This is a genomic window from Eikenella sp. NML070372 (assembly GCF_001648415.1).
Classification (GTDB): Bacteria; Pseudomonadota; Gammaproteobacteria; order Burkholderiales; family Neisseriaceae; genus Eikenella; species Eikenella exigua.
Genome location: NZ_LXSN01000006.1, coordinates 1 through 17,566, shown reverse-complemented (window position 1 = coordinate 17,566; position 17,566 = coordinate 1). Strand labels below are relative to the sequence as shown.

The following is a 17,566-nucleotide window of genomic DNA, read 5'->3' as shown; positions in this document are numbered from 1 at the left end:
TTCGGTTTCAGGTAGCCTTCATGGGGAGGCTGCCGTTTTAGCGTTTAATACAAAAAATCTTCGGCACGAAGCACAAATGATAAGGCCTGCTGCGCATTCTGCCCGGCTGCCTTATCCGCCGGGCGGAAACCAAGCCGGCGGTGCAGAGCCAGGCTGGCGGTATTGTGCGGCAACACTTGGCCGTGCACTTCGCGCATATTCAGGCGGCAGAAAGCGTATTGTAACGCCAGCTGCCCCAATGTGCCGCCGTGGCCTTGGCCGCGCGGGCAATCGGGCGCAAGGTAGAAGCCCCATTCGCAGCGGCCACTGCCCAGGTGTTTGAAGCTGGCATAGCCCTGCGCCGTGCCGCCGGTTTCATACAACAGCATGGTGAACTCGGGATTGGCCAGCTGGCGGGCAAACCATGCCTGATGCCCATCCCAAGCGATTTCCCCGCTATCGAACATAAAGCGGCGAATCTCAAGATGATTGCGCCACTCAAACAGGCGGCGGCAGTCGGCGGGCGTGGCAGGGCGCAGCACGGCAGGCGCGAAATCGGCCAAATTATTGGCTGCCCGCAGCACGCCGCGCCCATCACACAGCGCGGCGGCACGGCGACTTTGTTCTGCCCGCAGGGCAGGCGTTTCGGCCAACAGACTGGCCAAACTGGCAGGCAAATCCGCCATATCAGCCACGCTCGCCACGCCGGCCTGCTGCAAGGTTTCAGCTATGCCTCGTTGGTTTTCCGCCAACACCAGCATCATGGTGGGCAATCCCAGGCAGCAGCGTTCCCACGAAGTGCTGCCCGCCGCGCCGATGGCCAAATCGGCTTCGGCCATCAGCTCGGCCATATTGTTGGCGCCCACCAGCACGCAGCAAGGATACGGCGCGCTATCGGCAAAAGCCTGCACGGCAGCGGTGTGCGGCGCGGTTTTGCCCATCACTACGGTGACGCGGCAGGCGGCAGGCAGGCTACCTGAAAGCGCCTGCAGCACCGCCAAAGTATGGTTGTCCTTATCCACACCGCCCAAGTTCACCAAAATATGTTTCAGGTAGCCTTTGTCGGCTTGGGCAGCGCGGCGTTGCAGGCTTACCTCGCGCCAGGCTGCAAATTCTTCGCGCAGCAGGGCGTAGCGCGTGCCGATGAGCAGACGGCAGGCGGGCGGCACCAGGCCGGCGTAATCGGCAGGGGTGTGGCCGAGGTTTTGATCCAGCAGCAAATCGGCGGCGTGGGGGCGGTCGGCCAAATCGTCGATCGCCATCAGGCGGCTGCCCGCAGCGGCTTTGGCGGTCAACTCCCACTCGGCGGATAAGGCGTAGTGGTCGCAGATGATCCAATCCGGCGCAAAAGCGCGGATAGGCGGCACGCAGTCGGCAGCATCCTGCGCCTGCGATACCGGCAGCCAATAGGCATGAGCCAGCTGAACACATGTTGCGGCCTTTGCTTCGTTTTTGCTGCGCAGAAGTTCACCGCACTCGCTTTCAGGTAGCCTTCCGGCCTGCGGCGGCACGGGCAGCAACACCAAGCCGAAACCGGCGCGCTCGATGGTTTCGCCCAAATGGCCGGGCAGCGCACGACAGATAAAACGCACCTCGTGGCCGCGCCGCGCAAGCTCGTGCGCCAGCGTGAGGCAGCGCATGATGTGGCCGCTGCCGATTTGGAGGGACGCGTCTGCACGGATTAAAATCTTCATCGTTTGTTCTTTAATCAAAGGCTACCTGAAAGCGAACGCAGCTTTCTGCGTAGCAAAAACACAGGCTACCTGAAAACAGGAAAACCATATATGCGCACCATCACCCACAACCCAGCCGCGCAACGCTTCGAATACACCGAACACGGCGCAACCTATTATGTGTCCTACCGAGTCGAAGGCGGCATCTGGCAGCTGTTGCACACCGAAGCACCGGCCAGCCCTTACGGGTGCGGCATCGCTGCCGACATCGTCCGCACCGCGCTGGAAGAAGCGCGGCGGCAGGGCGTGAAAATCCGCAGCGACTGCCCGTTCGTAATCGGCTATCTCGCCTTTCATCCGGAATTTGCCGATTTGGAAGCCTAAAGGCTACCTGAAAACGGACGCAGCGGGCTTCTGCGTAGCCAAAGCGATTGTCGCGAGCTTCTACCCGGCAAAAGGCGCAGCGGGATTTGCTAATCCGGCTAACCGCCCATCTCCTGCAACACCCGCCACATCATTTCCGCCCGCGCCCAATCTTCCGGCGTATCAATATCCTGCACACGATAGCGCGGCAGTTTCACGGCAGCGGCACGGCTGTTGAAAATCGGTTTTTCCGCCAGCCAAGCCTCGGCATTGCCCCAATAAAACTGCCCCGCATCGTGCCAAGCATGCTCCAAATCTTGCGAGCGCACGGCAAAATTTTCCGGCTGAAACATCGACACGCCGCCCTGCCCGTCCAGCCGCAGGGCACGCTGGATAGGAAAGGGGAAATCGGTTACCGAAAAAGCATAATCGCCGCCGCTTCGGCGCAGCGTATCCAGCCCGCGTTGTAGGTCGGCAGGGCGCACGAATGGGGCGGTGGCATACAGGCAGCAGACTTCGGGCAAGGTTGGTTTGAGGCTAGCTGAACAATCCGGCTGCCCGCTTTTGCCGTGCAACAACCCGCCGCGCTCACTTTCAGGTAGCCTCTCCGCCAGCAGCGTGGCAACGGCATGACGCATCACGGCGCCGGTGGTGGCGAAATCATCCGCCAGCTCGGGCGGGCGCACAAACGGGGTTTCCGCGCCGTATTGCCGCGCCACGGCGGCGATTTCTTCATCATCGGTCGACACCGCCACACGCGCAAAGCAGCCGCTCTCCAGCGCCGCTTCGACGGAATAGACAAGCATCGGCTTGCCGTTGAATGGCTTGATGTTTTTGCGCGGAATGCGTTTGCTGCCGCCGCGGGCGGGAATGATGCATAGGGTCATGGAATCGCGGTTTCTGCCGGCCTTTGGGAAGGCGTGGCGCATACGGTTTATTAAGGCGGGGATTATAGCTGATTTGGGCAGCCCGCCGCAGCGGTTTGCGATGTGCGTAGGCAGGGATTGCGGTGGCTGCAACAGGGGTTTCGGCGGGGCTTGGCAAATATAAAATCCGCCCGTCTATCAAAAAGGCTACCTGAAACTTTTCAGGTAGCCTCAAATTTGTGGGCGGCGCTTCAAATATGCCGATACACCTCGTCAAACGGCAGGCGGTAGCGTTCGCCCCAAATGCCGTGGCCTTCTTTACGGATGCCGCAGGAAACAACCATATTGATTCCTGCGCCGCGCGGCAGGTTCAGGATGCGTTTCACGCGGTGGCTGTCCAGCCCTTCCATCGGGCAGGTGTCGTAGCCCGCTTCGGCCATGGCGAGCATAAAGGTTTGCGCCGCCAAGCCGCAGCTTTTGTGTACGACGATACGCATATCGGCTTCAGACACGTCACGCATCATCGGGCGGAACAGGCCGATGCTCCATGCCAACATTTTGCGGAACGCGCCGAGCAGGCCGAAGCAGCGGGCGTAAACAAAGGGCATGAGCTTATTGCGGTAGCCTTCTTCCGCCTGAATGCGTTTGGCCTGTTTTTCCGGCGGGCTGTTGCGTTGGATGTTGCCGCGCTCAAAATCGAGCACGGTTTGGGCGCGGCTGCGGTGCAGGTCTTGGCGGGTAACGAACACTACCATCTGCGGCGCGGTAGTGGCCGCTTTTTGGCCGAGGCAGGCAGCAGCAAGCTGCTTTAACACGGCGGCATCGGTGATGTGGTAGAACTCGTAAAGCTGCATATTGGAGCTGCTGGGGGCCAGCTGGGCGAGGCGCAGGCATTGGCGCACGGTGTCGGCATCAATGGGCGCATCGCCGTAGTGGCGCACGGAGCGGCGGCGTTCAAGGGCTTGTTGCATGGTCATGATTACTCCTTCAGGTAGCCTGAAAACATTATTTTAAACAATGCCTAAAATGATTGCATTAATCCTTGGCAAGCGCAAGGCGGTAACCTTGCACCATTCGGCGCCTTACTCTGCCACCAGGCCGCTTTGAAACACCAGCCGCAAATCTTCTCGGCAGCTGCCGGAGAGCGTCCACACGGCGGTATTCGGCATAGGCAGGGCGGTTTGAAAGGCACGGAAGGCAGCCATATCAGCAGGAGAGGCTACCTGAAAGCCTAAAAGTTTCCAGGCCAATAAGGCAATCCAAATGCCGTGGCCGAACAATAAGCTGCCATCTGGCAACTGATGCCATTGCTGTAAAAACGCTTCCAGCCGTGTATCGAAATCGGCAAAGCTGTCTGCGCCCTGCCCCACTCGCTCGTCCACATCGCCGCGCTGCCAATAAGCTTGGGCAATAGGCTTGCACTCGCTAGGGCTGAGCTTGGCGATCAAATCGAATGGCAGATAGGAAAATTCGTTTAAACAGGGCAACTCAGCGGGCTCGATGCCGTAGTGCCGGCAATAGGGGGTTTCGCGGGTGCGGCACATTTGGGATACGAACACCGGGCGGCTTGAAGTTATGCTGTGTAGAAGTGCACTACGTTCGTTTTCAGGTAGCCTTTATACTTTAATAAAGGCTACCTGAACATGAACAGTCTTGTCTGCGTCAAGACCTCTTCATCAGCAAGCAGGGGGAAGCTTGCTCACACACATATCTTACGGCTGTTGCTATCTGCCAAACGGTGCAGCAAACCGATCCAGCAAACGCTGCTTTTCCCGATTCACGGCTTCCTCATCCAAATGACCACATTTTTCAGGCGAAAAATCGGGATTGGACCGGCGGAATGCATCTTGATACGTCTGGTAAAACATTTGTAGAAAAGCTTTGTCGTCAGGCGCTACGCGATTCATATGAATCACCATGTTTTGCTGAATGGGGTTGCCCTCGGCAAAAAATGGGTCGTTTCCCTGCGACAGGCCGCACAGCACCAATGCCTGATGTGCCTGCCCGAGCATGGCTGCAACCATAAGCGCATAACCACGTTCTTACTCAGGCGACAGAGGCTCGGCCCGGGCAGCAAATACCGTGCAGGCCAGTAATATCCATAATGCTTTATTTGTCATGATTGTTCTCTCAGGCAGCAGAAATTTTAGCTTTGCAGAAACTCATCTTCCTGCGGAAACCTCGTTTTCAGGCTGCCTCCCCTCGCTGCCAAAGGCTACCTGAAAGCCCGTTCCAACACTTCTGCCACTTTATCCTGTTCGGCTTCAGTCAGATCAAAATACAGCGGAATACTGATTGTGCCGGCGTAGTAGGCTTCGGCAGCAGGGAAGTCGCCCGGTTTGAAGCCGAAGTATTGGCGGTAGTAGGGCTGGGTGTGGACGGGAATATAGTGCACGTTGGCGCCGATGCCATTTTGCCGCAGAAAGTCGAACACTTGGCGGCGGGTTTTGCCGCTGTCGGCGCGGACTTGTACGGGGTAGAGATGCAAGGCGGAGCGGCTTTCTGGATGTCGGTACGGCAAGACGAGCGGCAGGTGGGCAAGCAGGCGGTCGTATCGCACGGCAAGCTCGTGGCGGCGGGCGACGAATTCGTCGATGCGGGTCATCTGGCTCACGCCGAGGGCAGCTTGCAGTTCGGTCATACGGTAGTTGTAGCCGAGGTCGATTTGCTGGTAATACCAAGCCCCATCCGGATCTTGGGTCATTTCTTCGGGATTGCGGGTAATGCCGTGGCTGCGCAGCAGGGCGAGTTTAGCGGCAAGCTCTGGGCTGTTGGTGAGGGCTGCGCCGCCTTCGGCGGTGGTGATGATTTTGACGGGGTGAAAACTGAATACGGTGATGTCGCTATATTGGCAGTTGCCAACTTTGCCGCCCTGATAACTGCCGCCAACGGCATGGGAGGCATCTTCGATGATTTTGAAGCCGTATTCTTTGGATAATGCGTGGATTTTCCGCATATCACAGGGTTCACCCGAAAAGTGAACCGGCACAACGATTTTGGGCAGGCTACCTGAAACTTTGGCCGCTTTCAGCTTGGCTTCCAGCGCAGTGGGGGACATATTCAGCGTGTGCGGATCAATGTCTACAAAATCCACATCAGCACCGCAATAGCGGGCACAGTTGGCGGAGGCGGTGAAGGTGATGGGAGATGTCCACAGGCTGTCGCCTTTGCCTAAGCCGAGGGCAAGGCAGGCGAGATGCAGGGCAGAAGTGGCGCTGTTTACGGCCACGGCATGCTGCGCTCCGCAGTAGTTTTTCAGGCTGTCTTCAAAGGCAGGCACTTGCGGGCCTTGGGTGAGGAAGTCGGATTGGAGCACGCGCACAACGGCGGCTATGTCGGCTTCAGAAATAGTTTGGCGGCCATAGGGGATCATGGGGGAGTCCTTTAGTTGGATAGATGGGTTTATTGTGGAAATGGCTTTTCTGATGCGTAGCTGCTGGGATTTTATTTTCAGGCAGCCTTTACGGATGCAGGCTACCTGAAATTAGGTTTTAATTACTGCCCATATTCTCGTTTATCATCGGCTGCTCCTGCTCTATTTGCTGAGGTTGCTGCTGCATAGGAACGGAAACTCGTGGCTGAGTAACTGTTGTAGGAGCACCTTGTTTTACACCACTTCGTCCTAACAATTGATCAATGACAGGTTCCATTTTGGTTTGTGTGGAAGCAAATTTTGTCAATGCAAGACCACCGCCTCCACGCAAATGATATTCTGCTTGCGCAATTTGTCTTCCTTCTTTCCAAAGATATAATTCGGCATGAGATAGGTAAGTAGTTACGTCCCAAGAACGTAAAGCAGTATAAGTCATAGAATAAACACAACCTTGTGCTGATTTATTTTCTACAACTTGCGACTGAATATTTATGATATGCCAACCGATTTTGCAGTACGCTAACAAAATCTCTAACCTGCACACGCGGGTTATTCTCAATACAGATTTCCCTGATACCCTCAGCCGCACTAACAGGTTGAACCGTAATCGATGTACATGCAGAAAGGATGGTTGCTCCTAGCAATGCTGCCAAAATTCTCTTTTGATTTGAATACATAATTTTCTCCTTTAAATGTCTCCATCATAAAATCAGGCTACCTGAAAATTGTTCAACTAGTTTTAACTTCATTGAAGCTTCTCTTTCAGGTAGCCTTCTCTATCAAATCGCGCCGATTTTCTCTTTGTTCGCCTCAATCCACGCCTGCAATTCCTCGCGCGTCATCCATTCCGTGTTGTTGTCGCTGGCATACACGAAGCCTTCGGGCACTTTCACGCCGTTTTTGATGCGCTCGGGCGTTTCGTCCCAGCCGTTGATGGCGGGCAGGATTTTGAAGTGTTCGGGGTATTCGTAGGTGTGGAACGAGTCTTCCGCGCCAATCATCTGCTCGTGCAGTTTTTCGCCGGGGCGGATGCCGACGGTTTCCTGCGCGCATTCGGGGGCAACGGCGGCGGCCAAATCGCAAATGTTCATGGACGGGATTTTTTTCACATAAATTTCGCCGCCCACCATGTCGTCAAACGCGTGCCACACCAGCTCCACGCCCTGTTCAAGCGAAATCATGAAGCGGGTCATGCGCGGGTCGGTAATCGGCAGTGTGCCGCGTGCGCGCTGGGTGAGGAAAAACGGTATCACCGAGCCGCGCGAGCCCATCACGTTGCCGTAGCGCACCACGGCGAAGCGGCAGCCGTGTTCGCCGGAATAGGCGTTGCCGGCCACGAAGAGTTTGTCGCTGGCGAGCTTGGTGGCGCCGTATAAATTGACGGGGCTGCTGGCTTTGTCGGTGGACAGGGCGACGACGCGCTTCACACCTTTGTCGATGCAGGCGTCAATCAGGTTCATTGCGCCGTTGATGTTGGTTTTCACGCATTCGAACGGGTTATATTCGGCGGTGGGGACGATTTTGGTGGCGGCGGCATGGACGACGTAATCCACGCCGTCAAGCGCGCGGTACAGGCGGTCTTTGTCGCGCACGTCGCCGATGAAGAAGCGCACGCATTTGTCGCCCTGAAATTTTTTCGCCATTTCCCACTGCTTCATTTCGTCGCGGGAGAAGATGATGATTTTTTTGGGATTGTATTTGGCCAGGGTCATGGGCACGAAGGTGTTGCCGAACGAGCCGGTGCCGCCGGTTACGAGGATGGTGGAGTTAGAAAGCATGGATAACCTGTTGTTTTGGCTTAATAGGATAGCTGGTTCCACCGCAAAATCATCTTAATGGAAACAGCATAATATGAAGTGGCGGATTATAGCACCGGCATTCGGCGGCTTCTATCGTGCCATAGGCTACCTGAAAAGCAACAGCACAGCCTCGCCAAGCTCAACTTACATCTGTGCCAAAGGGAAATAACAGCATAGATTCACCCCGCCTCACTCCTCTTTGGAATGGCCATACATTACAATGATGCTTTTCCCCCTACTCCATCCTACCGCCTATGTCTGCCGCTCAAGACCTTACCCTGCTCCTCGTGCGTGACGCTGCCGAGCCGGAAATGTGGATAGATATTTGGGCACGCAGCTATCCGCTGGTGCAACAGGTATCCTGCGCTGCCGATGAGGGTATTGCCCAATGGCAAGTAAAATCAACACAGCGTGGCAGCTTATCCCTGGCCAGGCCATGATTGTGGCACACGGTGCAGGCGTACCTGCCGTGATGGCCTGGCAGTTCCAAAACAGTATGCGCGGCCAGCAACGCATCCGTGGCATGATCTTGGCCTCCCCCCTGCAATCTGCCTGTATAGATGATGAATGGCATACCCTGCAACGCGCCCGCACCAACTGCAAAGCAGCTTTAATAATCGGGCAAGATGAAAATCCGCTGTGTCCAACCGACTGGGTAAACGATACCGCCATCATGTGGCAAGCCAGGCTGTTTCGCGCACCGCAGTCCGGCCACCTCAACCACCGCTTGGGCGGCTGGCAATGGGGCATGTGGCTGATGCAGGAAATGTTGTGGGATGACTAATATTCCTTGGTGCTACGGGCAATACGGTTTTCAGGTAGCCTCTACACTCCTTGTCACGTTTTCCATGCACCAAATCAGATCAACACAGGATAAATCTAATCTATTGAAATAAATTGACTTTACCCGCACCCACACCTAGCCAAACAATGTCAAACCGCGGTCAAAATTGAAAGCCTATCCATATATACAGCCTTCCTCCCTAACCCGCCTTACTGCAACAATGTATAGAGATTACGCCATAAATTCCGTTTCCACCTGGATAAACATTGACAGTAAACTGCTTAATCTTTAGAATTGAAATTTTCTTATATTAATTTGGATTTTCCTGCTATGAAAACCTTCTCAGCCAAACCGCACGAGGTGAAGCGCGAATGGTATGTCATTGATGCCCAAGATAAAGTTCTGGGTCGCGTGGCTACCGAAGTCGCCCGTCGCTTGCGTGGCAAACACAAGCCCGAATACACCCCGCACGTAGATACTGGCGACTACATCATTGTAGTTAATGCCGACAAACTGCGTGTTACCGGTGATAAAAACGAAGGCAAAATTTACTACCGTCACTCTGGTTTCCCCGGTGGTATCTACCAGCGCACTTTCCGGGAAATGCAAGACAAATTCCCCGGCCGTGCTCTGGAGCAAGCCGTTAAAGGCATGTTGCCCAAAGGCCCCTTGGGCTACGCCATGATCCGCAAACTGAAAGTGTACGCTGGCAGCGAACACCGGCATGCCTCCCAACAACCCAAAGTATTGGAAATTTAAGGACACCATTTTATGAACGGTAAATACTACTACGGCACTGGCCGTCGCAAGAGTTCTGTAGCCCGTGTGTTCCTGCAAAAAGGTTCCGGTCAGATTGTGGTAAATGGTCGCCCCGTTGACGAATTTTTCGCCCGTGAAACCAGCCGCATGGTGGTTCGCCAGCCTTTGGTTCTGACCGAAAATACTGAAGCATTCGATATTATGGTAAACGTGTGCGGCGGCGGTGAAACCGGCCAATCCGGCGCCATCCGTCACGGCATCACCCGCGCCCTGATCGACTACGATGCAGGCTTGAAATCTGCCCTCTCCCAAGCCGGCTTCGTTACCCGTGATGCCCGCGAAGTGGAGCGTAAGAAATTCGGTCTGCGCAAAGCACGGCGCGCCAAACAGTTCTCCAAACGTTAATTCGTTTTATATTGCAGAAGAGCCGGTTTCCCCGGCTCTTTATTTATATGCAAGTATCTAATGCTACCTGAAAATTCTCGGTAGCCTTAGATACTTGAAAAACGTTGTTTGTGACACATGCCTACTTTCTTTGTTTGCTGCCGGCTCACTTATCGCTTACCTATTTGTATGCCTATACTCACCACCGTGTTATAACTAAACTTGGTACGATCAACTTAGTTGTCGGTTCATTATAAGGGGCATTTTTCGAAAGTATTTCTAGAATATCCCAAATATACCCCCAAAAATTCTGTCGTTTCAATGACACCCGGATAATCCGCGATAGATACTGAACAAACTCCAAACATGACTGAAAGCCTTGCTGGTCTTGGATTTGGGAGATTGCCGTAGAGGCGTTAGACAAAAAAATAACCGCAGAGGCTCTATCGAAATGGGTAGATAACTTATTGAAATATAAAAGGGCGAAATCTCAAAAAACCGAAAATACCCCCAAAAATACCCCCAATTTGCAATGTCTAAGCTTTTTTTGGACTTTTAGACATTTTTAGACACAGTTTTCAGGCAGCCCAATTTTCAGCAGCTATCCCGTCCATTCTACCAAATACGCTGCCTAAGCAATAGCACGGCACAACACAACCGCCTACATTAAGGCTATCAGCCAACGCCCATTCTAGCCAAACCGCTGCACAGCGCCGCATAGCGGCTATTCCTGCCAATCGGCGAATACATCGCGCCCTTGGCTGTCTTGGGCGCGCTCTATGCTCTCATCTACCAATTCGCAGGCAGCAGCATTGAAACCCTGCCAATCTGCCGGCAGGCGCATGGCTTGGCCGCATTCGCTGGTATCGGGCTGGGCGGTCTGCATGGCTACGGCTATCCTTTATCGGCTTTGATGGTTATCTAGCGCAGGGGATATGGCAGGGTGTAGTAAGGGGTAGCCAATAAGCCCTGCCGCCGTTCGCCTCGGGTGCATCGGCTGCTTCCGGGTAAGGGTCGCATTTTTTTCAGGTAGCCTGCTTTGTTGGTTCGGTAGCCGGCAGGAATGGGCAGCAGGGGTTAATCCCTTTCCCGCAATGTTCACGCTGATTTTCCAATCGGCGATTATGCAGAATAAACCCCTTTTAAAACAATAAACAATGATTTATCCCCGTATTTTAACGGAAAACCTTTAACAAACCAGCCTGAAAACAGGATAAAAAATATGAATGAGAGTGCGGGCGGTCTAGGAAGTGCATCGCTCCAAACTTTTCATGCCCCCCTGCCTATCCGCAGGCCAAAACCAAGGAAGGAAGTCATAGCACCGCCCCGCTTGTCAAAAATTGCCGTCAGAACTACCCGCGTTTTGGGCAGGCGGCGGAGTACCTTTTTCCGCTTGCTGCTTCAGCCAATCAAATCAAACAGCCTTCCCTTGCCCCGGCTCTGCCGATACAAATAACCGTCCACCATTGCCTTAGCCGTAATCTTCAGCACGATTTCCCGCCCGCCCATTTCTACCTGCTCCGCCGGCCGGATAATGCCGGCTATGCTCACTATCTGCCCGGCTTCACATTCCATCAGCCTGCCACACAGCCGCTTATCGAAGGCGATTAAGTCGGCGTTCAGCTCGATAGCCGGCAGGTTGCCGCTGCGGTAGCCGTACACCGTCAGCTTCGCAATTAGGTAGTCTGTTCCCCGTTTGGTTTTCAGCATTTTCGGCTTTAATTGCAGCCTACCGCTAACGATACCGTCTATCATATTGTTTTTCCTGAATTTATAAAATACACCCTGATTTTATTTTTTCTATATATACAAAACATGGTGGGGAAAGTGGGGAAACCAAACATAATCAATAGATTACAAAGGTACTTAGGTGGGGAAGGGGTGGGGAAGGGGTGGGGACAGGCGTGGGGAAGGGGCTGGGGACACCAGCCGGCAGGAAGGGCAGGCTACCTGAAACGCTTCCCCACCTTCCCCACCGCGTCCCCACCCCTTCCCCACTTTTCAATAAGCGGCACACTTCAACATATCCTATTGATTTATATGTTGATTAACTGCTATATATTAAATCTGTCCCCACCTTCCCCACTTATTCTTCTCGCGCGTGTGATAGCTGGTGTTAAAAATGCACACACCCCACGCTTGCCTTGCCGGCTCATATCCGCCCGACGCGCACCGTCAAATTTGCTCTGCCGCCTCATCCGGCGGCACGTCCCCGACAAAGCAATACATCCGCTTCACACAAAACAGGTTCAGCTCCACCGCCTTACGCGGCAGCTTGATACGGTTATGCTTGCCGTCTTTGCGCATCCAGCCATCCGCCGTTAAAACTTGGCATACCTTGCGCGGGTCGCCGCAATACGCTTATCCAGCCACGCTTGCAGTCGGTCGGAAGTTTGATTGTGCCGGTTAGCGCGGCGGCGGGGTTATTTTCGGCTCGCTCCGTGCGTATGGCGTGATTGAATACGGCTTTGATGCGCTGCAATACGCTGGCCGCCGTATCCAATGCACCGCGTGCGGCCACCGCATCAACGGTTGCTTTCACGTCTTTAATGCGGATTTCCGCTATCGGTAGGCTGCCAAGCGCGGGCAAAATATCTACCTCGAAGCTGCGCCACACTTTAGCGGCATGGCCTGCCGTCCAGCCGGCGCGCTGGTGTTCGTACCATTCGGCGGCCAAATTGCGGAAGGTGTTTTGCAGGGCGGCAATGCGCTCTTGTTTGGCCTGCTTCTTGGCTTCGCCCGGGTCTTGCCCGGCAGCCAGCAGGCGGCGTGCGCTTTCGGCGGCTTCCCGCGCTTCAAGCAGGGAGATAAGGGGATATTTCCCGATTGATAGCGTTTTTCGCTTATTGGCTATCGCGTAATCAAACCGCCATAATTTTCCGCCCGCAGGGGTAACTTGCAGATACAGCCCGCTACCGTCGGTCAGCTTGTAAGCTTTGTCGGCAGGCTTGGTATTCTTGATTTGGCGGTCGGTTAGCGGCATTTTTACGGTATTTTTTCGGCGGTATTTTCAAAATACCGTAAAAGATACCGTAAAAATTCTGTTGCTTCAATGCAATTCGGATAGACGGCGGTAGATACCAAAACAAGCCCTAAACATAGCTAGAAGCCTTGCTGGGCTTGGGTCTTGTAGATTTGGATAGACGGCGTTAGACAAAAAAATAACCGCTAAAAAGCGGTTAGTGGTGGCCAGAGGCAGGATCGAACTGCCGACACACGGATTTTCAATCCGTTGCTCTACCAACTGAGCTATCTGGCCACTTTTGAAGTTCGCTATTACACCAGTTATCCACATTTGAGTCAAGCTTTTTCGGCAAAATATTATTGCCAATTAGCAAACATATTATTTTATCAAATATTTTTTCAAGCAGCTTTTCACTATTTATCTTCAGCCTGTTTCTGCCGCACATGGTGCATTGCCAAACTGATGGTGTCCAGTTGTTTCTGATAGCGTTGGCAGGGTGAGCAAACTAGGAGATGCAGTCGCAGCTGCCAACGTTCCCAAAGGCTCAAGGGGCGGTCATGTTGCAGCGAAATCAGTTCTGCGGCTTGTTGGCATTTCAGCATAATCGTTCCCTCGTTATCCATTTAACCAGTTGCTTTGCAAGCAGCGGCGCAGGCCGTTGCGGGCGCGGTAAAGAATGGTGTAGCAATTATCAGCGCTAATACCGGTTTGCTGACAAATTTCAGCCACTTCCAACCCCATCAACTCCCGTAGCATAAATACTCGCGCGGTATTGTCCGGTAATTGTTCGAGGCAGTATTCCATAGTATGCATAAATTCCTGCTGCCGGATGATGTCTTCCGGAGAAGCCCATGCTTGTGGGTTGGCGCTGTCCATCCAATGGCCGCTCTCGTCAAACTGCTGCCGGCGGACGGCATCGAGAAACTGCTCGTCTTCGCTGCTCACTTGCCATTGCAGTCGGTTTTGTCGGCTGCGCAGGCTGTCTAATAAGGTGTTACGCAAAATAGCAAACACCCACGTTTGCCATTGTGCGGCAGCTTGAAACTGCTGCCGGCGGGCAAAAGCTTTCAGCAGGGTGTCTTGCACCACGTCTTCCGCCCATTGGGCATCGTGTAGTTGCAAGGTGGCAAAACGTAGAAGTTTGCGCCGCAGTTCGGCAACATCGGCCTGCTGCCAAACCTGTTCCAGGTGATGATTGGGGTCTGCTTGGTTAGGTTTCATTTTGCTTTGGAAGGCTACCTGAAACTTTCAAGTAGCCCATACTTTGTGATTAGACGATTTAGCTACTGCCATTCTGACATGCTAAGACCTTTGAAAAACTACCTCCCACGGGCACTTAGGGCATTATGCGCTACTCAATCGCTTACCTACCTAATGATATGCCTGTGCTGCGACAGCCAAACAAATTCTTTCTCCCCGCAAAGCAACGAGCTGCAGAAAGCACAGTAGTACAGCTAACGCCGTAAGGGGAGGAGAAGAAGGTGTTTGGTGAAATGCCTTGAACTGCGCTCATATTCGGCAACTCTTAAGAGGTCTTATGCCACTAACTTCAGCAACTCAATTGGATTCTTCCAAAAGGTTACCTGAAACTTTTCAGGTTTGCCGTGAATGCTGCTGTGCATGTAGTCGATTTAATTGCCGCCGCTTCGATATGCTGCCGAATAGGAGCACGACTTTGCCACGGCCTCACGCAGTTGGGCGGCCAGCACGGCCAGTTCTGCATGATCGGCCATTTTATCTTCGTGTTGCGCCAGCTCGTACAAATGCCCGGGAATCAGGTGCATATGGTAGTGGAACACGCTCTGGCCGGCTTCTTGGCCGTTAAGCTGCATTTGCACGATGCCATGCCGCTGCAGAACTTTGCGCTGGGCGGCAGTGATTTTTTGGGCAGCAGCAAACACGGCTTGGGCGTATTCCGGCGGCAGGTCGGTCAGCTCCACAGCCTGTGTTTTCGGCACAATCAACACATGGCCACGCGCCTGCGGCATCACGTCGAGGAAGGCGAGGACTTTTTCGTCTTCGTACACGGTATGGTTGGGGATTTCGCCACGCAGGATTTTGGCAAAAATGTTGTTGCTGTCGTATGCGGACATGGTGTTCTCCTTGATAATCAATGGATTTTTTTGGCTGCATTGAAGCTAATGTTTTTCAGGTAGCCTTTAAAGCAATTTGCTTCAAGCCTTAAGGCTACCTGAAAACTCATACCGCTTCCAGTTTGGCAAACTTGGTGTCCAGCACTTTGATGCCCTGCTTGCCAAAGTTTACGGTGAGGCGGGCGCTGCCGGCTTTGTGTTCGCCTTCGATGATCACACCAGTGCCGAATTTGGCGTGCCGCACATTTTGACCGATGTTGAAGCCGTCGTAATCCTGCTTCGCCACCGGCGCAACCCACTCTGCCCTACTCTGTTGGGGCCGGCCTTCGGGCACGGGGAAGCGTGGTTTGAGCACGGGAGTGAGCAAATGCAGTAAATCGGGCGGAATTTCTTCCACAAAGCGCGATACGGTGCCGAAATGAGTTTGGCCGTGCAACATCCGCTGTTGCGCCATGCTGATGTAGAGCCGCTGCCGCGCGCGCGTAATGGCCACATACATCAGCCGCCGCTCTTCTTCCAGCCCGCCGTGTTCGGCCAGACTCAATTCGCTGGGGAAACGGCCTTCTTCCATGCCGGTGAGGAATACGGCGTCGAATTCCAGCCCTTTAGCAGCGTGTACGGTCATCAGCTGCACGGCAGATTCATCGGCGGCAGCCTGGTTTTCGCCGGACTCAAGCGCGGCATTGCTCAAAAAGGCGAGCACGGAGAATGCCGGGCTCTCTGCGGCATCGGCGGGCAGGATTTCAAACGTGCTGTCTTCAGGGCGGAATTCTTCGGCCGCACGAATGAGTTCGTCCAAGTTGTTTAAGCGGTCTCGATAGTCGGCTTTTTGGTTTTGGTAATACTCATACAGACCGCTGCTGCGCACGGCCTCGGCCACAATTTCAGGTAGCCCCACTTGGCCGATGCAGCCACGCAGGCTTTCAATCAGGCGAACGAAGGCAGCCACTTTGCCGTTTTTCACGGCCACTCGGCAGGCTGCCTGCCACAGCGGTATGCCCTCCTGCGCAGCAGCGGCTTGAATGTTTTCCACCGTACGACTGCCGATGCCGCGTGCGGGTACGTTGATGACGCGCAATAGAGCGTTATCGTCGTCAGGGTTGACCGCCAGCCGCAAATAAGCAAGTGCGTGTTTGATCTCCTGCCGCTCATAAAAGCGCAGGCCGCCGTAGATTTTATAGGGCAGGCCGGCACGGAACAGAGTCTGCTCAAGAATGCGCGACTGGGCGTTGCTGCGGTAGAGCACGGCGGTTTGTGCCAAATCCATGCTGTCGCGGTACAGGGCTTTGATTTCTTCCACCACGAATTCTGCTTCTTCCCCATCGGTAAAGGCGGAAAGGAAGCGGATTTTTTCGCCATGTTCGGCTTCAGTGCGCAGGTCTTTACCCAAGCGGCCGTCGTTATGGGCAATCACGGCATTGGCAGCAGCAAGGATGTTGCCCACCGAACGGTAGTTCTGCTCCAGCTTGATGGGAGAGGCTACCTGAAATTCGCGCATGAAGTCGGCCATATTGCCCACGCGCGCGCCACGGAAACGGTAGATACTTTGGTCGTCGTCGCCCACAGCAAACACGGCAGCGCGCTGACCAGCCAAGAGTTTGAGCCAATCGTATTGCAGTTTGTTGGTGTCTTGAAATTCGTCCACCAAAATGTGGTTGAAGCGATTTTGGTAGTGGGTGCGCAGAATCTCGTTGCTTTGCAGCACTTCGTAGCTGCGCAACATGAGTTCGGCAAAATCTAGCACTCCTTCCTGCCGGCACAGGCGGTCGTATTCGGCATAGCATTCGGTCAAGCGCCGCTCGAACGGATTGCTAGCATGCAGTGCGGCAGCGCGCAGGCCAGCTTCTTTTTGTGCGTTGATAAAGCCTTGCAAAACACGTGGGGCAATGATTTCTTCGGAAATGTTAAGGGCTTTGAGCAGGCGTTTAACCAGGGCGAGCTGATCACTGCTGTCTAAAATCTGGAAGGCAGCTGGCAGACCAGCTTCTTTGTGATGCAAACGCAGAAATCGGTAGCACAGGCCATGGAACGTACCCAGCCACATAGCGCGAATATTAAGCGGCAACATGGCTTCGAGCCGGGCACACATTTCTTTCGCAGCCTTATTAGTGAAAGTAACCGCCATCACCGAATGTAGGCTAGCTTGGGCGCTATGCAATAGCCAGGCGATGCGGGTAGTAAGCACTTTCGTTTTACCACTGCCGGCACCAGCCAGCACCAAAGCAGATTGCGCCGGCCAAGTTACCGCGGAAAGTTGCTCATTGTTTAAGCCGGAAAGTAGGGAGTTTTGTGGAGCTGATGCAAGCACGATCTGAAGTGTTGGAATACCTAGAAGAAGCGTGGATTATATAACCAAAACTCTTGTTTCCTCCTGCAAGGTTGGTTCAACTTAAATAATTTTCCAAAGCAAGAGAGACTAGTCGAACATTCAGGCAGCCTCTCTCCTTTCCTCGTTCCATTCCTCACCCATTTCTTCGTCTCCTCTTCTCTCTCGTTTCTTTATCCCCACTTCCTTTTCCAACTCACAC

21 protein-coding genes and 1 tRNA gene are annotated in these 17,566 nt (G+C 53.9%); 5 read left to right on the top strand and 17 right to left on the bottom strand.

Features of this window, described 5'->3' with window-relative positions:
* Nucleotides 1-44: 44 nt before the first annotated feature.
* Nucleotides 45-1,673: a UDP-2,4-diacetamido-2,4,6-trideoxy-beta-L-altropyranose hydrolase gene (gene pseG / locus A7P97_RS07900; RefSeq protein ID WP_067529353.1), complete on the bottom strand. Its 1,629-nt coding sequence runs from the start codon at nt 1,671-1,673 to the stop codon at nt 45-47.
* Between the two features lie 90 nt (nt 1,674-1,763).
* Here pseG and A7P97_RS07895 point away from each other — a divergent pair, with 90 nt between their 5' ends.
* Entirely contained in the window at nt 1,764-2,036 is a 273-nt protein-coding gene (locus A7P97_RS07895; RefSeq protein ID WP_067529351.1) for a GNAT family N-acetyltransferase, read from the top strand.
* Nucleotides 2,037-2,134: 98 nt separating this feature from the next.
* On the opposite strand, the gene A7P97_RS07890 is transcribed toward A7P97_RS07895, so the two are convergent.
* The 7 genes from A7P97_RS07890 to pseB form a co-directional block, all read right to left on the bottom strand.
* Nucleotides 2,135-2,902, bottom strand: coding sequence for a pseudaminic acid cytidylyltransferase (locus tag A7P97_RS07890; RefSeq protein WP_067524341.1), 768 nt, complete (start codon nt 2,900-2,902; stop codon nt 2,135-2,137).
* A gap of 230 nt (nt 2,903-3,132) precedes the next feature.
* Entirely contained in the window at nt 3,133-3,858 is a 726-nt protein-coding gene (locus tag A7P97_RS07885) for a nitroreductase family protein (RefSeq protein WP_067529349.1), read from the bottom strand.
* 105 nt (nt 3,859-3,963) lie between these two features.
* On the bottom strand, nt 3,964-4,440 hold the full coding sequence (locus A7P97_RS07880) for a histidine phosphatase family protein (protein ID WP_231865687.1): 477 nt from the start codon (nt 4,438-4,440) through the stop codon (nt 3,964-3,966).
* Between the two features lie 165 nt (nt 4,441-4,605).
* Nucleotides 4,606-4,905: a hypothetical protein gene (locus A7P97_RS07875; RefSeq protein ID WP_067529348.1), complete on the bottom strand. Its 300-nt coding sequence runs from the start codon at nt 4,903-4,905 to the stop codon at nt 4,606-4,608.
* Nucleotides 4,906-5,096: 191 nt separating this feature from the next.
* Entirely contained in the window at nt 5,097-6,254 is a 1,158-nt protein-coding gene (pseC, locus tag A7P97_RS07870; protein WP_067529346.1) for a UDP-4-amino-4,6-dideoxy-N-acetyl-beta-L-altrosamine transaminase, read from the bottom strand.
* Between the two features lie 118 nt (nt 6,255-6,372).
* Nucleotides 6,373-6,813, bottom strand: coding sequence for an Sbal_3080 family lipoprotein (locus A7P97_RS10215; RefSeq protein ID WP_156497500.1), 441 nt, complete (start codon nt 6,811-6,813; stop codon nt 6,373-6,375).
* A 220-nt stretch (nt 6,814-7,033) separates the two neighbouring features.
* Entirely contained in the window at nt 7,034-8,032 is a 999-nt protein-coding gene (pseB, locus tag A7P97_RS07865) for a UDP-N-acetylglucosamine 4,6-dehydratase (inverting) (RefSeq protein ID WP_067529343.1), read from the bottom strand.
* A 275-nt stretch (nt 8,033-8,307) separates the two neighbouring features.
* Between pseB and A7P97_RS11075 the strand changes: the two genes are divergently transcribed.
* The 4 genes from A7P97_RS11075 (at nt 8,308) to rpsI (ending at nt 10,001) form a co-directional block, all read left to right on the top strand.
* Complete coding sequence (locus A7P97_RS11075; RefSeq protein ID WP_369799499.1) at nt 8,308-8,493, top strand: hypothetical protein; 186 nt, start codon at nt 8,308-8,310, stop codon at nt 8,491-8,493.
* On the top strand, nt 8,490-8,837 hold the full coding sequence (locus A7P97_RS07860) for an alpha/beta hydrolase (protein ID WP_369799498.1): 348 nt from the start codon (nt 8,490-8,492) through the stop codon (nt 8,835-8,837). The genes A7P97_RS11075 and A7P97_RS07860 overlap by 4 nt, the downstream gene beginning before the upstream one ends.
* Before the next feature lie 330 nt (nt 8,838-9,167).
* Complete coding sequence (gene rplM / locus A7P97_RS07855; protein ID WP_067523970.1) at nt 9,168-9,596, top strand: 50S ribosomal protein L13; 429 nt, start codon at nt 9,168-9,170, stop codon at nt 9,594-9,596.
* Between the two features lie 12 nt (nt 9,597-9,608).
* Nucleotides 9,609-10,001: a 30S ribosomal protein S9 gene (gene rpsI / locus A7P97_RS07850; RefSeq protein ID WP_067529340.1), complete on the top strand. Its 393-nt coding sequence runs from the start codon at nt 9,609-9,611 to the stop codon at nt 9,999-10,001.
* A 703-nt stretch (nt 10,002-10,704) separates the two neighbouring features.
* Here rpsI and A7P97_RS10210 read toward each other — a convergent pair.
* From A7P97_RS10210 to A7P97_RS07815, 9 genes are all read right to left on the bottom strand, one after another.
* Nucleotides 10,705-10,866 carry a hypothetical protein gene (locus tag A7P97_RS10210; protein ID WP_156497499.1) on the bottom strand — a complete coding sequence of 54 codons (162 nt, stop codon included), beginning with the start codon at nt 10,864-10,866 and terminating at the stop codon, nt 10,705-10,707.
* Nucleotides 10,867-11,381: 515 nt separating this feature from the next.
* Nucleotides 11,382-11,735 (bottom strand): hypothetical protein, encoded by a 354-nt coding sequence (locus tag A7P97_RS07845; RefSeq protein WP_067529337.1) that lies wholly within the window; start codon nt 11,733-11,735, stop codon nt 11,382-11,384.
* Between the two features lie 420 nt (nt 11,736-12,155).
* A complete protein-coding gene (locus tag A7P97_RS10900) occupies nt 12,156-12,287 on the bottom strand; it encodes a hypothetical protein (protein ID WP_255361632.1) in 132 nt (43 codons plus the stop codon).
* On the bottom strand, nt 12,265-12,963 hold the full coding sequence (locus A7P97_RS07840; protein ID WP_067529336.1) for an integrase arm-type DNA-binding domain-containing protein: 699 nt from the start codon (nt 12,961-12,963) through the stop codon (nt 12,265-12,267). Before A7P97_RS07840 ends, A7P97_RS10900 begins: the two co-directional genes overlap by 23 nt.
* 200 nt (nt 12,964-13,163) lie before the next feature.
* Nucleotides 13,164-13,239: transfer RNA gene (locus A7P97_RS07835), tRNA-Phe, on the bottom strand.
* A gap of 119 nt (nt 13,240-13,358) precedes the next feature.
* Entirely contained in the window at nt 13,359-13,547 is a 189-nt protein-coding gene (locus A7P97_RS07830) for a zf-HC2 domain-containing protein (protein WP_067529466.1), read from the bottom strand.
* 13 nt (nt 13,548-13,560) lie between these two features.
* Nucleotides 13,561-14,166, bottom strand: a complete 606-nt coding sequence (locus tag A7P97_RS07825) for a sigma-70 family RNA polymerase sigma factor (protein ID WP_067529334.1) — start codon at nt 14,164-14,166, stop codon at nt 13,561-13,563.
* A gap of 410 nt (nt 14,167-14,576) precedes the next feature.
* Nucleotides 14,577-15,038: an HIT family protein gene (locus A7P97_RS07820; protein WP_125080036.1), complete on the bottom strand. Its 462-nt coding sequence runs from the start codon at nt 15,036-15,038 to the stop codon at nt 14,577-14,579.
* A gap of 106 nt (nt 15,039-15,144) precedes the next feature.
* Nucleotides 15,145-17,346, bottom strand: coding sequence for a UvrD-helicase domain-containing protein (locus A7P97_RS07815; RefSeq protein WP_156497498.1), 2,202 nt, complete (start codon nt 17,344-17,346; stop codon nt 15,145-15,147).
* Nucleotides 17,347-17,566: the final 220 nt, after the last annotated feature.

Bases quoted from the DNA above. Each gene is read 5' to 3' on its own strand.
- pseG (WP_067529353.1), bottom strand. From the start codon at position 1,673: ATGAAGATTTTAATCCGTGCAGACGCGTCCCTCCAAATCGGCAGCGGC.
- A7P97_RS07895 (WP_067529351.1), top strand. From the start codon at position 1,764: ATGCGCACCATCACCCACAACCCAGCCGCGCAACGCTTCGAATACACC.
- A7P97_RS07890 (WP_067524341.1), bottom strand. From the start codon at position 2,902: ATGACCCTATGCATCATTCCCGCCCGCGGCGGCAGCAAACGCATTCCG.
- A7P97_RS07885 (WP_067529349.1), bottom strand. From the start codon at position 3,858: ATGACCATGCAACAAGCCCTTGAACGCCGCCGCTCCGTGCGCCACTAC.
- A7P97_RS07875 (WP_067529348.1), bottom strand. From the start codon at position 4,905: ATGGTTGCAGCCATGCTCGGGCAGGCACATCAGGCATTGGTGCTGTGC.
- pseC (WP_067529346.1), bottom strand. From the start codon at position 6,254: ATGATCCCCTATGGCCGCCAAACTATTTCTGAAGCCGACATAGCCGCC.
- pseB (WP_067529343.1), bottom strand. From the start codon at position 8,032: ATGCTTTCTAACTCCACCATCCTCGTAACCGGCGGCACCGGCTCGTTC.
- A7P97_RS11075 (WP_369799499.1), top strand. From the start codon at position 8,308: ATGTCTGCCGCTCAAGACCTTACCCTGCTCCTCGTGCGTGACGCTGCC.
- A7P97_RS07860 (WP_369799498.1), top strand. From the start codon at position 8,490: ATGATTGTGGCACACGGTGCAGGCGTACCTGCCGTGATGGCCTGGCAG.
- rplM (WP_067523970.1), top strand. From the start codon at position 9,168: ATGAAAACCTTCTCAGCCAAACCGCACGAGGTGAAGCGCGAATGGTAT.
- rpsI (WP_067529340.1), top strand. From the start codon at position 9,609: ATGAACGGTAAATACTACTACGGCACTGGCCGTCGCAAGAGTTCTGTA.
- A7P97_RS10210 (WP_156497499.1), bottom strand. From the start codon at position 10,866: ATGCAGACCGCCCAGCCCGATACCAGCGAATGCGGCCAAGCCATGCGC.
- A7P97_RS07845 (WP_067529337.1), bottom strand. From the start codon at position 11,735: ATGATAGACGGTATCGTTAGCGGTAGGCTGCAATTAAAGCCGAAAATG.
- A7P97_RS10900 (WP_255361632.1), bottom strand. From the start codon at position 12,287: ATGCGCAAAGACGGCAAGCATAACCGTATCAAGCTGCCGCGTAAGGCG.
- A7P97_RS07840 (WP_067529336.1), bottom strand. From the start codon at position 12,963: ATGCCGCTAACCGACCGCCAAATCAAGAATACCAAGCCTGCCGACAAA.
- A7P97_RS07830 (WP_067529466.1), bottom strand. From the start codon at position 13,547: ATGCTGAAATGCCAACAAGCCGCAGAACTGATTTCGCTGCAACATGAC.
- A7P97_RS07825 (WP_067529334.1), bottom strand. From the start codon at position 14,166: ATGAAACCTAACCAAGCAGACCCCAATCATCACCTGGAACAGGTTTGG.
- A7P97_RS07820 (WP_125080036.1), bottom strand. From the start codon at position 15,038: ATGTCCGCATACGACAGCAACAACATTTTTGCCAAAATCCTGCGTGGC.